The organism is Paenibacillus polygoni (assembly GCF_030263935.1).
Taxonomy (GTDB): Bacteria; Bacillota; Bacilli; order Paenibacillales; family Paenibacillaceae; genus Paenibacillus; species Paenibacillus polygoni.
Genome location: NZ_CP127162.1, coordinates 1812905 through 1828476, shown reverse-complemented (window position 1 = coordinate 1828476; position 15572 = coordinate 1812905). Strand labels below are relative to the sequence as shown.

Below are 15572 nucleotides of genomic sequence, written 5' to 3'. Positions count from 1 at the left end.
TTATTTCTGTAGTTTAGACTCATGGAATTTCTTCATTACACCCGCTTTGCTAAGCAAGTTGCGAACTGTATCAGATGCTTGTGCACCGTTTTGAAGCCATGCCAAAGCTTTATCTTCATCGATTTTAACCACTGCTGGTTGTTCAATCGGATTGTAATAACCGATTTCTTCGATAAAACGACCATCACGCGGGGAACGGGAATCCGATACCACGATACGGTAGAAAGGAGCTTTATGAGCACCCATGCGTTTCAGACGAATACGTACTGCCATGAAAATTCACCTCCTTCAATGAAATTTAATTTATCATCATGAGAACTTACCGGAAAGGAAATTTCATTCCTTTACCACCTGTAAGGCTCTTGAGTTGCTTCATCGCTTTTTTGTTGCCTTTAGGACCCATCATGTCACTAAACTGCTTCATTACACGGCGCATCTCATCAAACTGCTTAATGAGTCGGTTTACTTCGGCTACGGTTGTTCCACTGCCAGCTGCAATCCGCTTGCGTCTGCTTTGATTAATGATTTCCGGATTTTGTTTCTCTTCCTTGGTCATCGAGAACACAATGGCTTCAATTCTTCCCATTTGCTTGTCGTCGACTTTCAGATCTTTGGTCTGTTTCATCTTGCCCATCCCAGGAATCATATCCATGAGCTGATCAATAGGTCCCAGCTTCTTAATCTGATCCATCTGTTCCAAGAAGTCTTCAAATGTGAAGGATGCGGTACGCATCTTTTGTTCCATCTCTTTTGCCTTCTCAGCATCAATGTTAGACTGTGCTTTCTCAATTAGAGAGAGCATGTCGCCCATACCAAGAATTCGGGAAGACATCCGTTCTGGATGGAACGGCTCCAAGGCATCAAGTTTCTCACCAAGCGTGATGAACTTGATCGGGCAACCTGTTACTGCTTTAACAGACAGCGCAGCACCACCACGAGTATCGCCATCAAGCTTAGTCAGAACAACCCCGCTGAGGGAAAGCTGAGTATTAAAATGTTCTGCTACGTTCACTGCATCCTGACCTGTCATTGCATCGACAACGAGGAGTACCTCGTCTGGATTAACATGACTGTGGATCTGATGCAGTTCTGCCATCAGTTCTTCATCAACATGAAGACGACCGGCTGTATCAATAATGACATAGTCATGATTGTTATCTTTCGCATGCTGTAAACCTTGCTTCGCAATTTCCACTGGGCTTGTCTGATCGCCGAGTGTGAATACAGGAGCCTTAATCTGTTCTCCAAGTACTTGTAACTGCTTAATGGCAGCAGGACGATAGATATCAGCAGCAACGAGCAAAGGTTTTGCATTCTGCTTCTGAAGCAGTTTGGCCAGTTTACCGGAAGTCGTTGTCTTACCGGCACCCTGCAAACCCACCATCATAATAACAGTTGGTGGTTTATTTGCTTTGGCAAGCTTGGATTGGCTTCCGCCCATCAGCTCAGTCAGCTCTTTATTCACGATATCAATGATTACCATGCCGGGTGTGAAGCTATCCATCACTTCTTTACCGACTGCTTTTTCTTTGACCTTCGTAATAAACTGCTTCACGACCTTAAAGTTAACGTCCGCTTCAAGCAAAGCAAGGCGCACCTCGCGCATTGCATCATTCACATCTTCTTCGGACACCTTACCTTTTCCTCGAAGCTTGCCGAACACGTTCTGTAATCTCGCTGTTAATCCTTCAAATGCCATAAACACACCTCCTTCAAGTCCATTACTTATGGGAAACTTCCCTATTCCAGAACCTCTAGGTGGTTCACAATTGTATTCATTCGATCCTTCTGTTCACTGTCGAGATCACTTGAAGCAATAAGTCCTTTCAGCTCTACCAAATCCGATAGACGCCGTTCGTGCTTATCAAGTAACCCGAGCTTGTTCTCATACATTTCCAGTACTTGTTCTGCTCGTTTAATATGCTCATATACTGCTTGCCTGCTAATCTCAAATTCAGCTGCAATCTCTCCTAATGAGAAATCATCGTGAAAATAATATTTGAGAAAAGTTTGTTGTTTCTCGGTAAGCAATGTTTCATAAAAAGCAAACAGCAAGTTGATTCGGTTCGTCTTCTCGAGCCGATTCTCCTGACTCATACGGGACACTCCCTTCGTCAAGGAAAAACACTTTACACTCATTAACGTTCTTTATCTTACATAAAAGAAAAGAAGATGTCAAGCAAAAATCCTTGTCATCTTCTAATAAATCTTTTTTCATGCAAATCGCTGTAAATTATCTTCCATTCCAGTTGTTCATTTACAGAAAATTATTCTTTTATTACTATTTGAAGCTGATTATCTAAGCGGTGTCAGATAGAGAAAAATAGCAAAGAAATGAAGAACACTTCCTGCAAGAACAAACAAATGCCAGATCGCATGATGAAAAGGAAATCCCCTCCATACATAAAACAGGGTTCCGAGCGTGTACATCAGCCCGCCTGCAACCAGTAACACAATACCGTTATAAGGGACTGTTGCTACAAGCGGCCCCCAGGCAAGTACAATCAGCCACCCCATTGCGAGATAAAACAAAGTGGACATAAAGAGAAATTTTTTTGTGAAAAAGGCTTTAAATGCGACACCGAAAAGAGCAACTCCCCAGATGATCCCAAAAAGCGTCCAGCCCAGTGTACCGCGTATCGCAACCAGCAAAAACGGAGTATACGTCCCCGCAATAAACAAGTAAATAGAAGAATGGTCAAAAATCTCAAATAGATCTTTGGCTTTTCCCTCTTTTAATGCATGTACCATTGTTGAATTAAAATACAAAAGCAGCATCGAAATTCCATAAATCGTAAAACTGACGACATGCCATGTTGTTCCGTTTATGCTTGCTGCCGCAATAAGCAGCACGAGTGCTGCCACGCTGAGTACAGCCCCAATTCCGTGTGTTACGGCATTTACTACCTCTTCCCGGCGGGTATAAGTGTAAGTGTTAGCCATTCCATCATTCCTTTCCAAAACCGTGTTACCTATCCTTATAGTATACTACGATTTCCCGCACCGTTCATCTTTCCCATTTATTGTTTCATAAAATACTTAAGAATAATCTCCGCTATCCGGTCTGAGGCATAACCATCGCCATATGGGTTTCTCGCTGCTGCCATTTTCTTATATTTCTTTTCATTACGGAGCAAAACTTGCGTCTCTTTCTTTACTCCTTCATAATCCGTTCCAATACACCGCAGTGTCCCTGCTTTGACCCCCTCTGGTCTTTCTGTTTTCTCTCGCAGCACTAATACCGGCTTTCCTAAAGTGGGAGCTTCTTCCTGAATTCCTCCTGAGTCTGTGAGTATGAGATAAGAACGGCTCATCAGATTATGCATATCTATTACATCCAAGGGGTTCGTAAGATGGATTCTCTCCTCCCCTCCTAACATTTCATAAGCCAGATTCTTAACAAGCGGGTTCGGATGGACTGGGAATACAAGCTCGATCGTCTTATCACTGCTTACGATTTCCCTAAGTGCTCTAAATACTTGTTCCATCGGCAAGCCCCAGTTCTCGCGTCGGTGCATGGTCATGAATATCATTCGGCTTCCCGGCTGAATCTGATCCAAAAGCGGATGATGGTAATTTTTTTTAAGCGTCCATCTCAGCGCATCAATAGACGTATTACCGGTTACATAGACATGCTGTTTTCGATTCTCGCGGGCCAGCTGCCGTGCAGACAAAGGAGTCGGGGCAAAATGAATATCTGTCATCCTTCCTATCCATTCCCGGTTCATCTCTTCAGGATAGGGGGCATATTTGTCATACGTACGCAGCCCTGCTTCCACATGACCTATCGGTATTTTTGCATAGTAGGCGGTTAGAGCCGCTGCAAAGGCGGTTGATGTATCGCCGTGAACAAGCACCAGATCATAAGCTTCCTTCATAACCGGTTCTAGGACTTGTACTAAATGTGCAGTAAGGGAAGCCAGCGTTTGCGCATTTCTCATCACGTTGAGTATAATGTCTGGCTTTATATCAAAATCATTCAGTACTTGGTCCAGCATTTCTTGGTGTTGCCCAGTAACACAAACCACCGGGTTAATCCCGGATGTTTTCTGTAAGGTTTTAATAAGTGGTGCCATCTTAATCGCCTCAGGTCTAGTTCCAAAAACAATGAGAACACGCACTGAACTCTGTTCCATGTAATCAAATCCCCCTATAAAATGATGATCTGCTATACCCCAGATAAGGGAAGAAAATTTCGTTGTGAAATTTTCAGGATGCTTCATATTCATTTTAGAACGTACAGGAATAGCAAACTGGCATCCTAAAATCTCAACCAGAAGAACACCGTATCCCCGTCCCTTATCCTTTTATATGTAAGTCAGCAATCTAGCGAAACGGACAGATCATCTAATAGATTATCCGTTATATCAAATTTTCCGCGCTTAAATCTGGGTCATCTGCCGTTTCTATTAAACTAGTGATGAATAAGCTGATATAGAGTTTGCAAAGGAGGTATTGCGATTACATGGCGATTATTATTTATCCCAAAACGATGAACTGGACTTTTATGAAACAGCGTCCTCAACAGCTGATGACAGAACTTGGGGCAAGAGGACATCATGTGTTTTTTGAAAACTTGGCTCCGATGACAAGCAGGCTCACCGAGATCGAACCCGGTGTTCATCTGTTTACGGATCATCACGCTTTTGTAAAAAGACATTTAGCCAAGCTGCGAAAAGATCACCCTGTTGTCGTATGGACCACCTGGGCGAAACAAAGAACAAGGCTGATTGCTTTATATGATCCGGATGCGGTCATTTATGATTGCTGTGATGAATTTCCACACTGGGCGAGGTACGAGCATCGCATGGTAGAATCATCAGATCATTTAGTGGCTACTGCGGAAACTATTAAAACGCGCTTGTCACTTGCATACCCGGAAAAGCCCATTACCCTTATCCCGAATGGTGCCGATTCAAGCATGTTTGATGCAGACTCCGCCCCTAGACCCCATGATCTTCCGAGCGGACCTGTTGTTGCTTATATAGGAGCATGGGCTTATTGGGTGGATCATGAACTTTTTGCTAAGTCCGCAGAGAGGTATCCTGATGTACAGTTTGTATCCATTGGTGCTCCTTATGGAGATATACCAGGATATAAGTCTCTCCCCAACGTACACATTTTAGGTGAAAAACCCCATCATGAATTAAAGGGGTATTTGCAGCATATCGACGTTGCAGTGATCCCTTTCCTATATCATCCCATTACTCTCGCAACGAATCCTGTAAAAGCTTACGAATATATGGCAACTGGCGTAAAAGTGTTGTCTACCGCACTCCCAGAGTGTATTCACATGGAACCTCATGTCAAGACCGCGACCACACATGAAGATTTCATCACTAAATTAGGCAAGATGCTGAACGAACGAGAAGACCCTGCCGCGAGATTAGCCCGGATTGCATATGCCAGAGACAACCGCTGGACACAAAGAGGGGAAGCAGCTGATCTTGTCATCCGTCAAACCCTCGCTGCCAAAGGAATATATGAGTAAGCGTGCAGCATCTAGCTTTTTCTACAAAATGACGGGACTTCATTACTTTACACTCATGTCACAGTCCGAATACCGTGCTGACAAGTTATTCCTAGAGCTCCGTAAAGAACTTGAACATCATCCCTGTGCAGAATGGCTGTTATGGTCTAATCAAGGATTCCATCTCTCCACTACGGAAGAGTTTCAGCTGCGTCATCAACTTATACACCTCCCCAGTAAGGTTCAGTGTTTCGTTTATACTGTTGTACCAGGCAGACCTGAATATTTCTTCTTTCGAAAAGATCTATTTACTCCGTCCTTTAATCTAACACTCGCCCCCCTGCCTTCTGCCCACTGGTTAGCCTGGGAACTGCAACAGTTATGTCACACAAAATCCGCATGTCTATACCTAAATCTGCAAAATCAACATCATACGTTTACGAACATGCCTCTGTCCCCTGCATATAAAATAGACCCCTCTCATGACTCCATACTTCCGGTTATACAGCGGACTGTCCCAATATCTGTTGAGCAGCGTCATGTTCATAAAAACAATTATCAATCCTCTTTTCCACTTGTGAGCATTCTGCTTAGTGTACACAACATGGAATCTACTATCAGCTGGTCCATTCGCTCCGTCCTAGCACAGAGTTGTCCTAACTTCGAACTCTTGATCGGTGACGATGGTTCCACAGATAAAACGGCTGAGAAAGCATCTGCAATGGATCACGATCCTCGGATCCGGATACTTCGCTATGCTGCAAACCGAGGAAAAGCCTTTGTACTCAATGACCTGCTTCGTGAAAGTGCCGGTACGTATGTTCTAGAACTTGATGCAGATGACTGGCTCCCTCCTGATGCTCTTCATTCGCTCGTTCTTCTGATGGAACAGAATCCCTGCGCTGCCCTTGGTACGGGTACAAGCCTTGTATGGAGAAGAAGCAGAGATGGCCATATTAGCTTGCGAGGACAATCTACCTTTGAAGGAATACTCGAGACAGATACCCATGCTTACCCACCCGTACCTAGAATCTATCGCACTGAACATCTGAGATCCGTAAGAGGATGGACGGAATACGGCGGACTTTATGGCAGAGTCTTTGAAGATATAGAAGTCTGTAGAAAGCTGCTTACTAAATATGAATTTGCTAAAACAGAAGAGGTTGTTTACCACAGATTGGTTCATACAAGTAGCGTCAGTCAGCAGCATCTGCACCACTATAAAGCATGGAGACAAAACCGTTCTCTTCATGATAAAGGAGGTGAAACCACATGAGAATCGCAGCGAGCGGTTACTACGGTATGGGTAATTTCGGTGATGATCTATTTTTAAGAACGTTACAACAAGCCTTTTACAGACACCATCTATTTCCTTGGAATGGTTATATTGACCCTCGTGAGGTGGATGCTGTCATCATTGGCGGTGGAGACCTCATTACCCCCTATAAATTCAGTAATTATTATTTCCCTAAAGTGTTGCAGCAACATCCAATGTGGCTCTATGGAGTAGGTATTGTCGATACGTATCCGCCCGAAACATGGCCTCAGGAAGAGATCGATAGACACCGCGAATATATTCGACATGCAAAAAGAGCTGTTTTTCGGGATAACAAATCAGCAGAGCTTGCCGGAATTGGGAGATTTCATGATCGTCCAGAGGTAGCCCAGGATATCGTATTTGCATACCAGGAGCATCCATTTCCAATACAGCGTTTTTCATCTAAAAAAACCATCGGAGTTTGCCTCTTCTCTTACCCTGCATTTCCTTTTGAAGAAATGACCCGTCTGCTTCTCAGACTAAGTCGCCAAAATTATCATATTGTTCTTATCCCTGTGGTCAACCACCCCAATAACCGCTTTTCTGATTACGACACATGTAAAAGACTTGAACAAACGATCAAAGAATCCGATCCCAAAGCATCCATCCAGACGATATCTCTTCTGCTTGAAATTGACCTCACCTACAACATCATCCAGTCTATGGATTATTTAATTAGTTATAAACTTCATCCTGCATTAGTTGCCCTGCGGGCAGGTGTACCGGTTCTCTCTATGAGCAAAATGGGCAAAGTCAAACATTTGCTGAGCCGTTTTCATTTGGAACATTATTATTGTGATTATTCTGTGCCGTTCACTTCGCTAGATCCTTTGATCGAGCGTTTTCTTAAAGAGGGTCCCGCCGAAGTACAGGACAATTTACCGCTGATCCGCAGGGCAGAACAAGAAAGCACAGCAGAACTGAAGCAGCTTGTTCAAGATCTTGAGCAAACCATAAAAAGTTAATAATGAATCAAGGAGGCTAAATTCATGTGTTTTTTATTTTGTAATTGCCGCCGGTTTGCGGCACAGATCCAGCGACTCAATAAACGAGTAGAGGAATTAACAGCAAAAGCCGATTTACTCCAGGACCGGTTATCTCAGCTCGAATCTGAGGTTCGCTCCGGGCTTACCGTAAATCTAGAATTGCAAACTTTTTTTGAATCCCAGACAGGTCGCAATATCAGTATTAGTACGACAAGCATTACGGTGATCGGTACCGTGCTTGCCGCAGGAGTCGATGCCGTCGAAATCCGTGAAAACACGGGGGATATCGTTATTATTCCTTATAACAACATATCTGTAGCCCAATAAGCATGAATATCGAATGAGATACAAAGAAGCAATTCAAAATTGTAATTGTAAAGGAGAATGATTAATGAATTTCAGAGATATGGTTCGCGGCTTCTTAGGGAGTGAAGTTGAAATCCTAACATCGAATGATTATTTAGATGGTATCTTGGTATCTGTCGATGAAACGACGCTGATCCTCCGCGTTCCTCCTATTATTTATGGACCTCCCGGAGATCTTGCATTTGTACCCCTCTCATCGGTGGAACTCATCCGCATTCTTGCTGCCTAGCTTACTCGTACAAGTTATCTAATCAAACGATGAAAGATAGATATGACTAATAAGACCGAGATCATAATGGAATTGCTGTTCAGATTGATAAGGGATTGCAGTTCCGCAGCTACCGCAGCTATATAAAATAAAAAGACTGCAGGCAAACTAGTTTAAGCTAGTTTGTCTGCAGTCTCCAGATCGGCTCCTTCATTAGAGTCCGATCTTTTTTGGTATGAGAAGTAGAATTTTGCTATATACAGATTCTACTCTTCTTTTTCTTTATCATTTTCATTCTCTTCTTGAATAAGTCCTGCAAATAGGGCGTGAACAAACTGATCCGAATCAAATGGCTGCAGATCATCCGCTTTCTCTCCAAGACCGACCAGTTTCACAGGAATATCCATCTCCTGGCGAATAGCAATAACGATACCGCCTTTTGCTGTACCATCCAGCTTCGTTAGGACAAGTCCGGTTACCCCGCTCTTCTCTCCAAACAATTTAGCCTGACTCAGCGCATTTTGCCCCGTTGTTGCATCAAGCACCATAAGTACTTCATGCGGAGCACCTGGGATTTCGCGCTGAATGACACGGAAGATTTTGTTGAGCTCTTCCATCAGGTTTGATTTATTCTGAAGACGTCCCGCAGTATCACACAAGAGTACATCCACATTCCGCTGTTTTGCTGCTTTAACTGCGTCGTACATAACTGCAGCAGGGTCTGATCCGGCTTGTTGTTTGACCACTTCTACTCCGGCACGTTCTCCCCAAACTTCCAGCTGTTCAATCGCACCTGCACGGAACGTATCCCCTGCAGCGAGCATTACTTTTTTGCCTTCCTGTTTGAAACGGTGTGCAAGTTTACCAATCGTCGTTGTTTTACCAACACCATTAACCCCTACAAAGAGAATAACGGTAATTCCATCTTTGTTCATGTTCAGCGCATTGTCTTGTTCAGACCGAAGCAGAGCTGTCAGTTTCTCAGAAAGAACAGGTTGAAGTTCCGCAGCATCTTCGATCTTGCGTTTCTTCACTTCTACTCTCAGATCATCGATCAGGTCCATCACCGTGTTAACTCCTACATCCGCACCGATTAGAATCTCTTCCAGTTCTTCATAAAATTCTTCATCGATTTTTTTGCGGCGGATCACAAGGTCTGATACCTTTTCAACAAAGCCTTTTCGTGTTTTCTCCAGGCCGTCTTTAAATTTATTCGTGACCGTTTCTGTTTTGGTTGAAATACTCTCTTTTAATTTTTTAAAGAAACTCATACGTTCCCTCCACCTCAAAAATACGTGCTGTAGTTATGCGATAACCGCTTCTTCATCTTCTAATTTGACAGAGACAAGCTTAGATACTCCGCCTTCTTCCATCGTTACCCCGTACAGGACATCGGCTTCTTCCATCGTACCTTTCCGGTGAGTGACGACGATAAACTGCGTCTGTTCAGAGAATTCACGCAGGTACTGAGCAAAACGAACCACGTTTGCTTCGTCTAGTGCAGCTTCTACTTCATCCAGTACACAGAAAGGAACAGGACGCACATGCAAAATAGCAAACAATAAAGCCATCGCGGTCAGTGCTCGCTCTCCTCCAGATAGAAGCTGAAGATTTTGAAGTTTTTTACCCGGAGGCTGAGCAACAATATCAATCCCAGTCGTCAGCAGTTTATCCGGATCAATCAAGACGAGATCTGCACGTCCCCCGCCAAACAGCTTGGAGAATACCGTTCCAAATTCCCGTTTAATCGCATCAAACGTTGTTTTAAATCGTCTCGACATCTCATCATCCATCTCTTTAATGACTTGATAGAGTGTCGTCTTCGCCTGTGTTAGATCCTCTTTCTGTTCACTAAGGAAAGTATAACGTTCATTCACACGTTCATATTCCTCAATGGCACCAAGATTCACTTCACCAAGCGCCTGGATATTTCGTTTCAGCTGCTGTACATCAGCCTTGCTTCCTTCAATATCTTCAGGAATATCATAGCTCTGTTTAGCCAGCTCATACGTAAGCTCGTAATCATCATTCAGCTTTTTCAAAATATTGTCCAGCTCAACATCCAAACGATTGACACTAATTTCGGTTGTTCTCAGCTCATCTTCGCAAGTCTTGAGCCTCTGGCGCTGTTCTCTTGTCTCATTCTCTTCCTCTTCCAGCTTTTTGATAAGCTGACTGCGAGAAGCACGTTTGAAATCAAGTTCTTTTGAAGCTTCCTCTTTTTTCAGTTTGTACTGATTGAGTGCTTCTGTCTGCTTAATACTTTCCTCTTCGTTCGTTTTGAGGTCAGCTTCTACCGAAGCTAGCAGCGTACGATTCCGATACCGTTCTTTATCCACATTTTGATACTCCCGTTCAAGACGGCGTACCTGCTCTTCAAGGGAGAATCTTTCCTGGTCCAGCTTACCTTCCTTCACTTTTAAGATGGTAAGCGAGTTTTGAAGTTCTTCCTTGGCAGATTCATTCGCCTTACGAGCGAATTCTGCCGCATGAATCGCCTGATGCGTTGCTTTCTCCTCATCTTCCAGCCTAGATAAGTTCTCAGCTGCCTTAGCGCGTGTCTGCTCTAGTTCTTTTATTTCATCTGCAAACCCTGTTTTCTCTTGGCCCGCAGCCTCAACCTGAGTAAGAACATGACCCAGTTCATGCTCGAGCTGTTTTAACTCCAGTGATGCTTGTTGTTCCTCAGACCGCTTATCATCTCCATTTTGACGGAGGGTGTCGAGGCTAACCTGACATTGTTCCGTTTGTTCTTTAATCTCTTCCAGATTACGCAGGAGTTTGCTGATTTGATTCTCCGTTTCCTGAATATCTAGGTCCAGCTGTTCGAGCTGGCGTTTACGAGACAGCAGGCTGCTATTTTTGCGGTGCTGACTTCCTCCCGTCATCGAACCGCCTGCATTCACCACGTCTCCATCTAAAGTAACCACACGGTAACGATACTGGCATTTCGCCGCAATACGGTTTGCATCTTCCAAGCGTTCTGCAATGATGACATTACCGAGTAAACTGCCCACAATGGCTTCATACTTGGCATGATATTCAACAAGATTTGCACCGATCCCGACAAACCCATCTAACGCCTCTATGACTGCACGATCAGCTGCGCCAATCGTTCTCGGACGTATCACATCCAGCGGCAAGAAGGTAGCTCTACCAAGCTGACGCTGTTTTAGGAAAGCAATCGCTTGGCGGGATACAGCTTCATTTTCCATGACCACATGCTGCAGTGAAGCTCCCATCGCCGTTTCAACAGCAAGTTCGATTTTTTCCGGTACTTTGATGAGTTCTGCGACCGCGCCGTGAACCCCTTGCAAGACGTTTTTACGAGAAGCTTTAAGCACCTCTTTGACACCGGTCATAAAGCCATCAAAATCATCCTGCATTTCCTTCATCGTATCGCGTCTTGAGACCTGCGCTTCACGTTTTTGTTCCCATTTTCTTATGGTCGACTGGCTTTCAGAATACTGTTTTTGAAGAGAATGATATCGTTCACTCTCTGAAATATATCCTGTACGTAGTGAAGTGATTTCCTTCTGTAACTTTTGGATGTTCTGCTCAAGCAGGCTCTTCCGTTTTTGCAGTTCATCTCTTTTTTCTTCCCACTTATCTGATTCTTCATCAGCGCGGTTTAAACGACGCTCAATTGATTCTTTCTGCTGATCCGCATAACGAATCTCATTACGGGCCTGCGCCATCTGATTCATCAGTTCGAGAAGGTTACCTTTTAGGTTTTCTTCTTGTTCCTGACTGATTCCGCCCGTTACACCAACAAGCTTCGCTTCCTCTGCAGATAACGTCTCCCGCAGTTCAGCAAGTTCTTGCTCAAGCGTTGATAGTTTGGCTCTGAAGTTGTCAAGCTCCTGTTCACGTTCCACATAACGCTCTTCACTTCCACTCAGAGAGCTTAGCAACTGTTCTTTATTAGCTAACAGGTTTTTTAATCTCTCTTTTAGCAGTTCACGATATCCTTCACTTTTCTCTGTAGCTTCACTATAGTGAAGCAATTCTCCTTGAAGCCGTTCAACCGCCTCTTCGACCTCACGAAGCTCTGTACGGTCCTGTTCAAGAATGGCATCGTGATTTGATACAATCGCCGATAATTCCATCTGTTTTTCTTTGAGTGAAACTAGACGTTCATTAGCCTCACTCCATGAGGAATGAATTTGCTCAATTTGATATACGTACAAGGAAAGTTCTTTTTCCTTTAGTTCATTTTTCAATTCTTTATAATGAAGTGCTTTTTGTGACTGTTCCCTGAGGGGACCAATCTGATCTTCAAGTTCTGTCACAAGGTCGTGAATACGCAGTAAATTCTGCTCCGTATCATCCAGCTTGCGGACTGCATCTTTTTTGCGAGACTTGTATTTCACAATACCTGAAGCCTCTTCAAAAATTCCACGGCGGTCTTCAGAACGTGTACTCAGAATTTCCTCGATACGACCTTGGCCGATAATGGAATAGGCTTCTTTCCCGATCCCTGTATCCATGAACAGCTCTGTTATATCTTTCAACCTGCATGGTTGTTTGTTTATAAAATACTCACTGTCCCCGCTTCGATGAACACGGCGAGTTACCGTAACTTCACCAAAATCGAGTGCGAGTGCCTGATCTTCATTATCCAATGTTAAAGAAACTTCAGCAAAATTAACTGCTTTTCGCGTATCACTTCCGGCAAATATAATATCTTCCATCTTGCCCCCGCGGAGGGACTTAGCGCTCTGTTCACCCAGTACCCAGCGAATGCCGTCAGAAATATTACTCTTCCCGCTTCCGTTCGGGCCAACTACTGAGGTTATACCCTGAACAAACTCCATCTCCGTACGATCAGCAAACGATTTAAAGCCGGATAGCTCTATACGTTTTAAATACATCTATCTTGACACCTCCATGCCTTACCACGGTCCATAAACGGGTATGTACATCCGTTCTTTATTTTAGGTGAAACATCCTATGAAGTCCATGCCTTCCCTAAGAAGGAACACATATTAAGCTGCATCCATCCCTCTATAAGCTGATCCAAACTTCATTCAACAAAAAGAAGAGCAAAAAGCAGTCCATCCCCCATGTTCAGCAAGATACTCCATACTTAAGCGGGCTGCTCTTTGCTCTTCGTTTGTCAAAATTCAGGTTCACGTATAAGCAAACCATCTTTAAGGAAGTTTCAATGTGTTTAGTGCAAGCTGAGCTGCTTTTTGCTCTGCTTCCTTTTTCGATCGGCCCGAACCTCGGCCGAGTCTCTGGCTACCCATATATACCTCTGAGACAAACTCCCGCTCATGAGCAGGTCCTCTCTCTTCCACAATCCGATATTCAAGTACACCCATATTATGATGTTGCGTAAGTTCTTGAAGCTCTGTCTTGAAATCGGTAAGAGCGAGTTCTCCTTCAATTACAAGACCGGCAAATATATGTTTATCTAAAAACTTCTTGACCGTCTCTAAACCTTGATCAAGATACAGGGCACCAATAAACGATTCAAATACATCGGCTAAAAGTGCTGGACGGGTTCTTCCCCCTGTAAGTTCTTCTCCTTTACCCAAAAAAACGTACTTGCCAAAATCCAATGCTTCAGCAAATTTGACGAGTGAGGGCTCTCTTACAAGAGCTGCCCTCATCTTTGTCAATTCGCCTTCTGGACGGTTCGGATGTTCATTATACAAAAACTCCGATACCGTAAGTTCCAGTACAGCATCTCCCAGGAATTCGAGTCTTTCGTTATCCTGACTGTGACTGAATCTATGTTCATTCACATACGAAGCATGGGTAAAGGCCTGTTTTAACAACGGACGGTTGTTAAACTCGATTTGAAGTTTGCGCTCTAATTGTTTCAGATCTGCATTCAATCGAACTGACCCCTTATGATTCATATTTTTTAAGAATTACAGTTGCGTTGTGACCGCCAAATCCAAAGGAGTTGGAAAGCACATAATTAAGTTTCGCCTCACGCGGATGATTTGGTACATAATCAAGATCACATTCCGGATCCGGGTTGTCCAAGTTAATCGTTGGAGGAATTGTTTGGTTCTTCAGGGCTAGGGCACAAATGATCGCTTCTACACCGCCAGCAGCGCCAAGCATATGACCTGTCATTGATTTTGTGGAACTCACTGCGACTTTATAGGCATGGTCTCCCAGCGCAATCTTAATTCCCTGTGTCTCGGATTTATCACCAACTGGTGTTGATGTTCCGTGTGCATTAATGTAATCGACCTGATCTGGCTGAATTCCAGCATCCTTCATCGCCATCTTCATGCTGCGTGCACCGCCGTCTGGATCGGGATCTGTCATATGTTTTGCGTCAGCTGACAAACCGTATCCTACCACTTCACCATAAATGTGAGCACCGCGAGCAAGAGCATGATCCAGTGATTCCAAAATAAGAATTCCGGCTCCTTCACCCATTACAAAACCATCACGATCGATATCAAATGGACGGCTTGCTTTTTCCGGCTCATCATTGCGTGTAGACATCGCACGCATCGAGTTAAACCCTGCCATCCCTGTTGGACGAATGGTTGCTTCTGCACCGCCGCAGATCATCGCTTCTGCGTCACCACGCTGAATCATGCGCATTGAATCGCCAATGGAATGACTTCCTGTTGCACATGCCGTTACTTGTGTTGTATTCGGTCCTTTTGCACCGAGTGAAATAGACAATTGTCCAGAAGCCATATTTGCGATCATCATCGGAATGAAGAAAGGGCTCACTCGCTTGGGTCCTTTTTCAAGAAGAATGTTATGCTGATCTTCCCAAGTTCCAAGACCGCCAATACCGGAGCCTACAGAAACTCCAATAGCCTCAGCATCAATATTCTCACCAATTTGAAGTCCGCTATCATTCAAAGCCATCGAGCCGGCAGCAACTGCGAACTGGACAAAACGGTCCATTTTACGAGCATCTTTCCGCTCCATATAATCTTCGGGATTAAAATCTTTAATGGATGCAGCAATCTTGGTGTTATAGTCGGTCACGTCAAAAGCTTCTACTAGGGAAACTCCTGATTTGCCTTCCATCAAGCTGTTCCATAATTCATCAAGATTTTTCCCGATTGGGGTCATGACACCCATACCTGTCACTACAACTCTACGACTCAAATCAAATTCACCTCTATATCGACTGCATAACGGCGAGCGTTACGCTAGTTAACAGATTTTAATGTAATGAAACCCATTTTATACATGTGTCTAATAACAAACACCTATAAAATGGGCTTCTTGTTG

General features: G+C 43.9%; 14 protein-coding genes. 5 read left to right on the top strand and 9 right to left on the bottom strand.

What is annotated here, in order from left to right; genetic code table 11:
* From rpsP to wecB, 5 genes are all read right to left on the bottom strand, one after another.
* Entirely contained in the window at window positions 1–273 is a 273-nt protein-coding gene (gene rpsP, locus QPK24_RS08780; protein ID WP_160036457.1) for a 30S ribosomal protein S16, read from the bottom strand.
* 46 nt (window positions 274–319) lie between these two features.
* Window positions 320–1699, bottom strand: a complete 1380-nt coding sequence (gene ffh / locus QPK24_RS08775; RefSeq protein ID WP_160036458.1) for a signal recognition particle protein — start codon at window positions 1697–1699, stop codon at window positions 320–322.
* 41 nt (window positions 1700–1740) lie between these two features.
* Complete coding sequence (locus QPK24_RS08770; protein ID WP_285747923.1) at window positions 1741–2097, bottom strand: putative DNA-binding protein; 357 nt, start codon at window positions 2095–2097, stop codon at window positions 1741–1743.
* A gap of 198 nt (window positions 2098–2295) precedes the next feature.
* On the bottom strand, window positions 2296–2943 hold the full coding sequence (gene trhA, locus QPK24_RS08765; RefSeq protein ID WP_285747921.1) for a PAQR family membrane homeostasis protein TrhA: 648 nt from the start codon (window positions 2941–2943) through the stop codon (window positions 2296–2298).
* Between the two features lie 77 nt (window positions 2944–3020).
* Window positions 3021–4136, bottom strand: a complete 1116-nt coding sequence (wecB, locus tag QPK24_RS08760) for a non-hydrolyzing UDP-N-acetylglucosamine 2-epimerase (RefSeq protein WP_285747920.1) — start codon at window positions 4134–4136, stop codon at window positions 3021–3023.
* A 329-nt stretch (window positions 4137–4465) separates the two neighbouring features.
* Between wecB and QPK24_RS08755 the strand changes: the two genes are divergently transcribed.
* From QPK24_RS08755 to QPK24_RS08735, 5 genes are all read left to right on the top strand, one after another.
* Window positions 4466–5491: a glycosyltransferase gene (locus tag QPK24_RS08755; protein ID WP_285747918.1), complete on the top strand. Its 1026-nt coding sequence runs from the start codon at window positions 4466–4468 to the stop codon at window positions 5489–5491.
* Window positions 5448–6746: a glycosyltransferase family 2 protein gene (locus tag QPK24_RS08750; RefSeq protein WP_285747916.1), complete on the top strand. Its 1299-nt coding sequence runs from the start codon at window positions 5448–5450 to the stop codon at window positions 6744–6746. Before QPK24_RS08755 ends, QPK24_RS08750 begins: the two co-directional genes overlap by 44 nt.
* On the top strand, window positions 6743–7753 hold the full coding sequence (locus tag QPK24_RS08745) for a polysaccharide pyruvyl transferase family protein (protein ID WP_285747914.1): 1011 nt from the start codon (window positions 6743–6745) through the stop codon (window positions 7751–7753). Before QPK24_RS08750 ends, QPK24_RS08745 begins: the two co-directional genes overlap by 4 nt.
* Window positions 7754–7777: 24 nt before the next feature.
* The gene (locus tag QPK24_RS08740; protein WP_285747912.1) at window positions 7778–8101 is read left to right on the top strand and encodes a hypothetical protein; all 324 of its coding nucleotides are present in this window, start codon (window positions 7778–7780) and stop codon (window positions 8099–8101) included.
* 64 nt (window positions 8102–8165) lie between these two features.
* Window positions 8166–8369: a hypothetical protein gene (locus tag QPK24_RS08735; RefSeq protein ID WP_160036466.1), complete on the top strand. Its 204-nt coding sequence runs from the start codon at window positions 8166–8168 to the stop codon at window positions 8367–8369.
* Window positions 8370–8614: 245 nt separating this feature from the next.
* Here QPK24_RS08735 and ftsY read toward each other — a convergent pair whose 3' ends face one another.
* The 4 genes from ftsY to fabF all read right to left on the bottom strand — a co-directional run bounded on the left by ftsY (window position 8615) and on the right by fabF (window position 15446).
* Window positions 8615–9619: a signal recognition particle-docking protein FtsY gene (gene ftsY / locus QPK24_RS08730; RefSeq protein WP_285747910.1), complete on the bottom strand. Its 1005-nt coding sequence runs from the start codon at window positions 9617–9619 to the stop codon at window positions 8615–8617.
* Between the two features lie 33 nt (window positions 9620–9652).
* Entirely contained in the window at window positions 9653–13222 is a 3570-nt protein-coding gene (gene smc / locus QPK24_RS08725; protein WP_285747908.1) for a chromosome segregation protein SMC, read from the bottom strand.
* Window positions 13223–13501: 279 nt separating this feature from the next.
* On the bottom strand, window positions 13502–14194 hold the full coding sequence (rnc, locus tag QPK24_RS08720; protein WP_160036469.1) for a ribonuclease III: 693 nt from the start codon (window positions 14192–14194) through the stop codon (window positions 13502–13504).
* Window positions 14195–14207: 13 nt separating this feature from the next.
* Window positions 14208–15446 carry a beta-ketoacyl-ACP synthase II gene (fabF, locus tag QPK24_RS08715; RefSeq protein WP_285747905.1) on the bottom strand — a complete coding sequence of 413 codons (1239 nt, stop codon included), beginning with the start codon at window positions 15444–15446 and terminating at the stop codon, window positions 14208–14210.
* Between the last annotated feature and the right edge of the window lie 126 nt (window positions 15447–15572).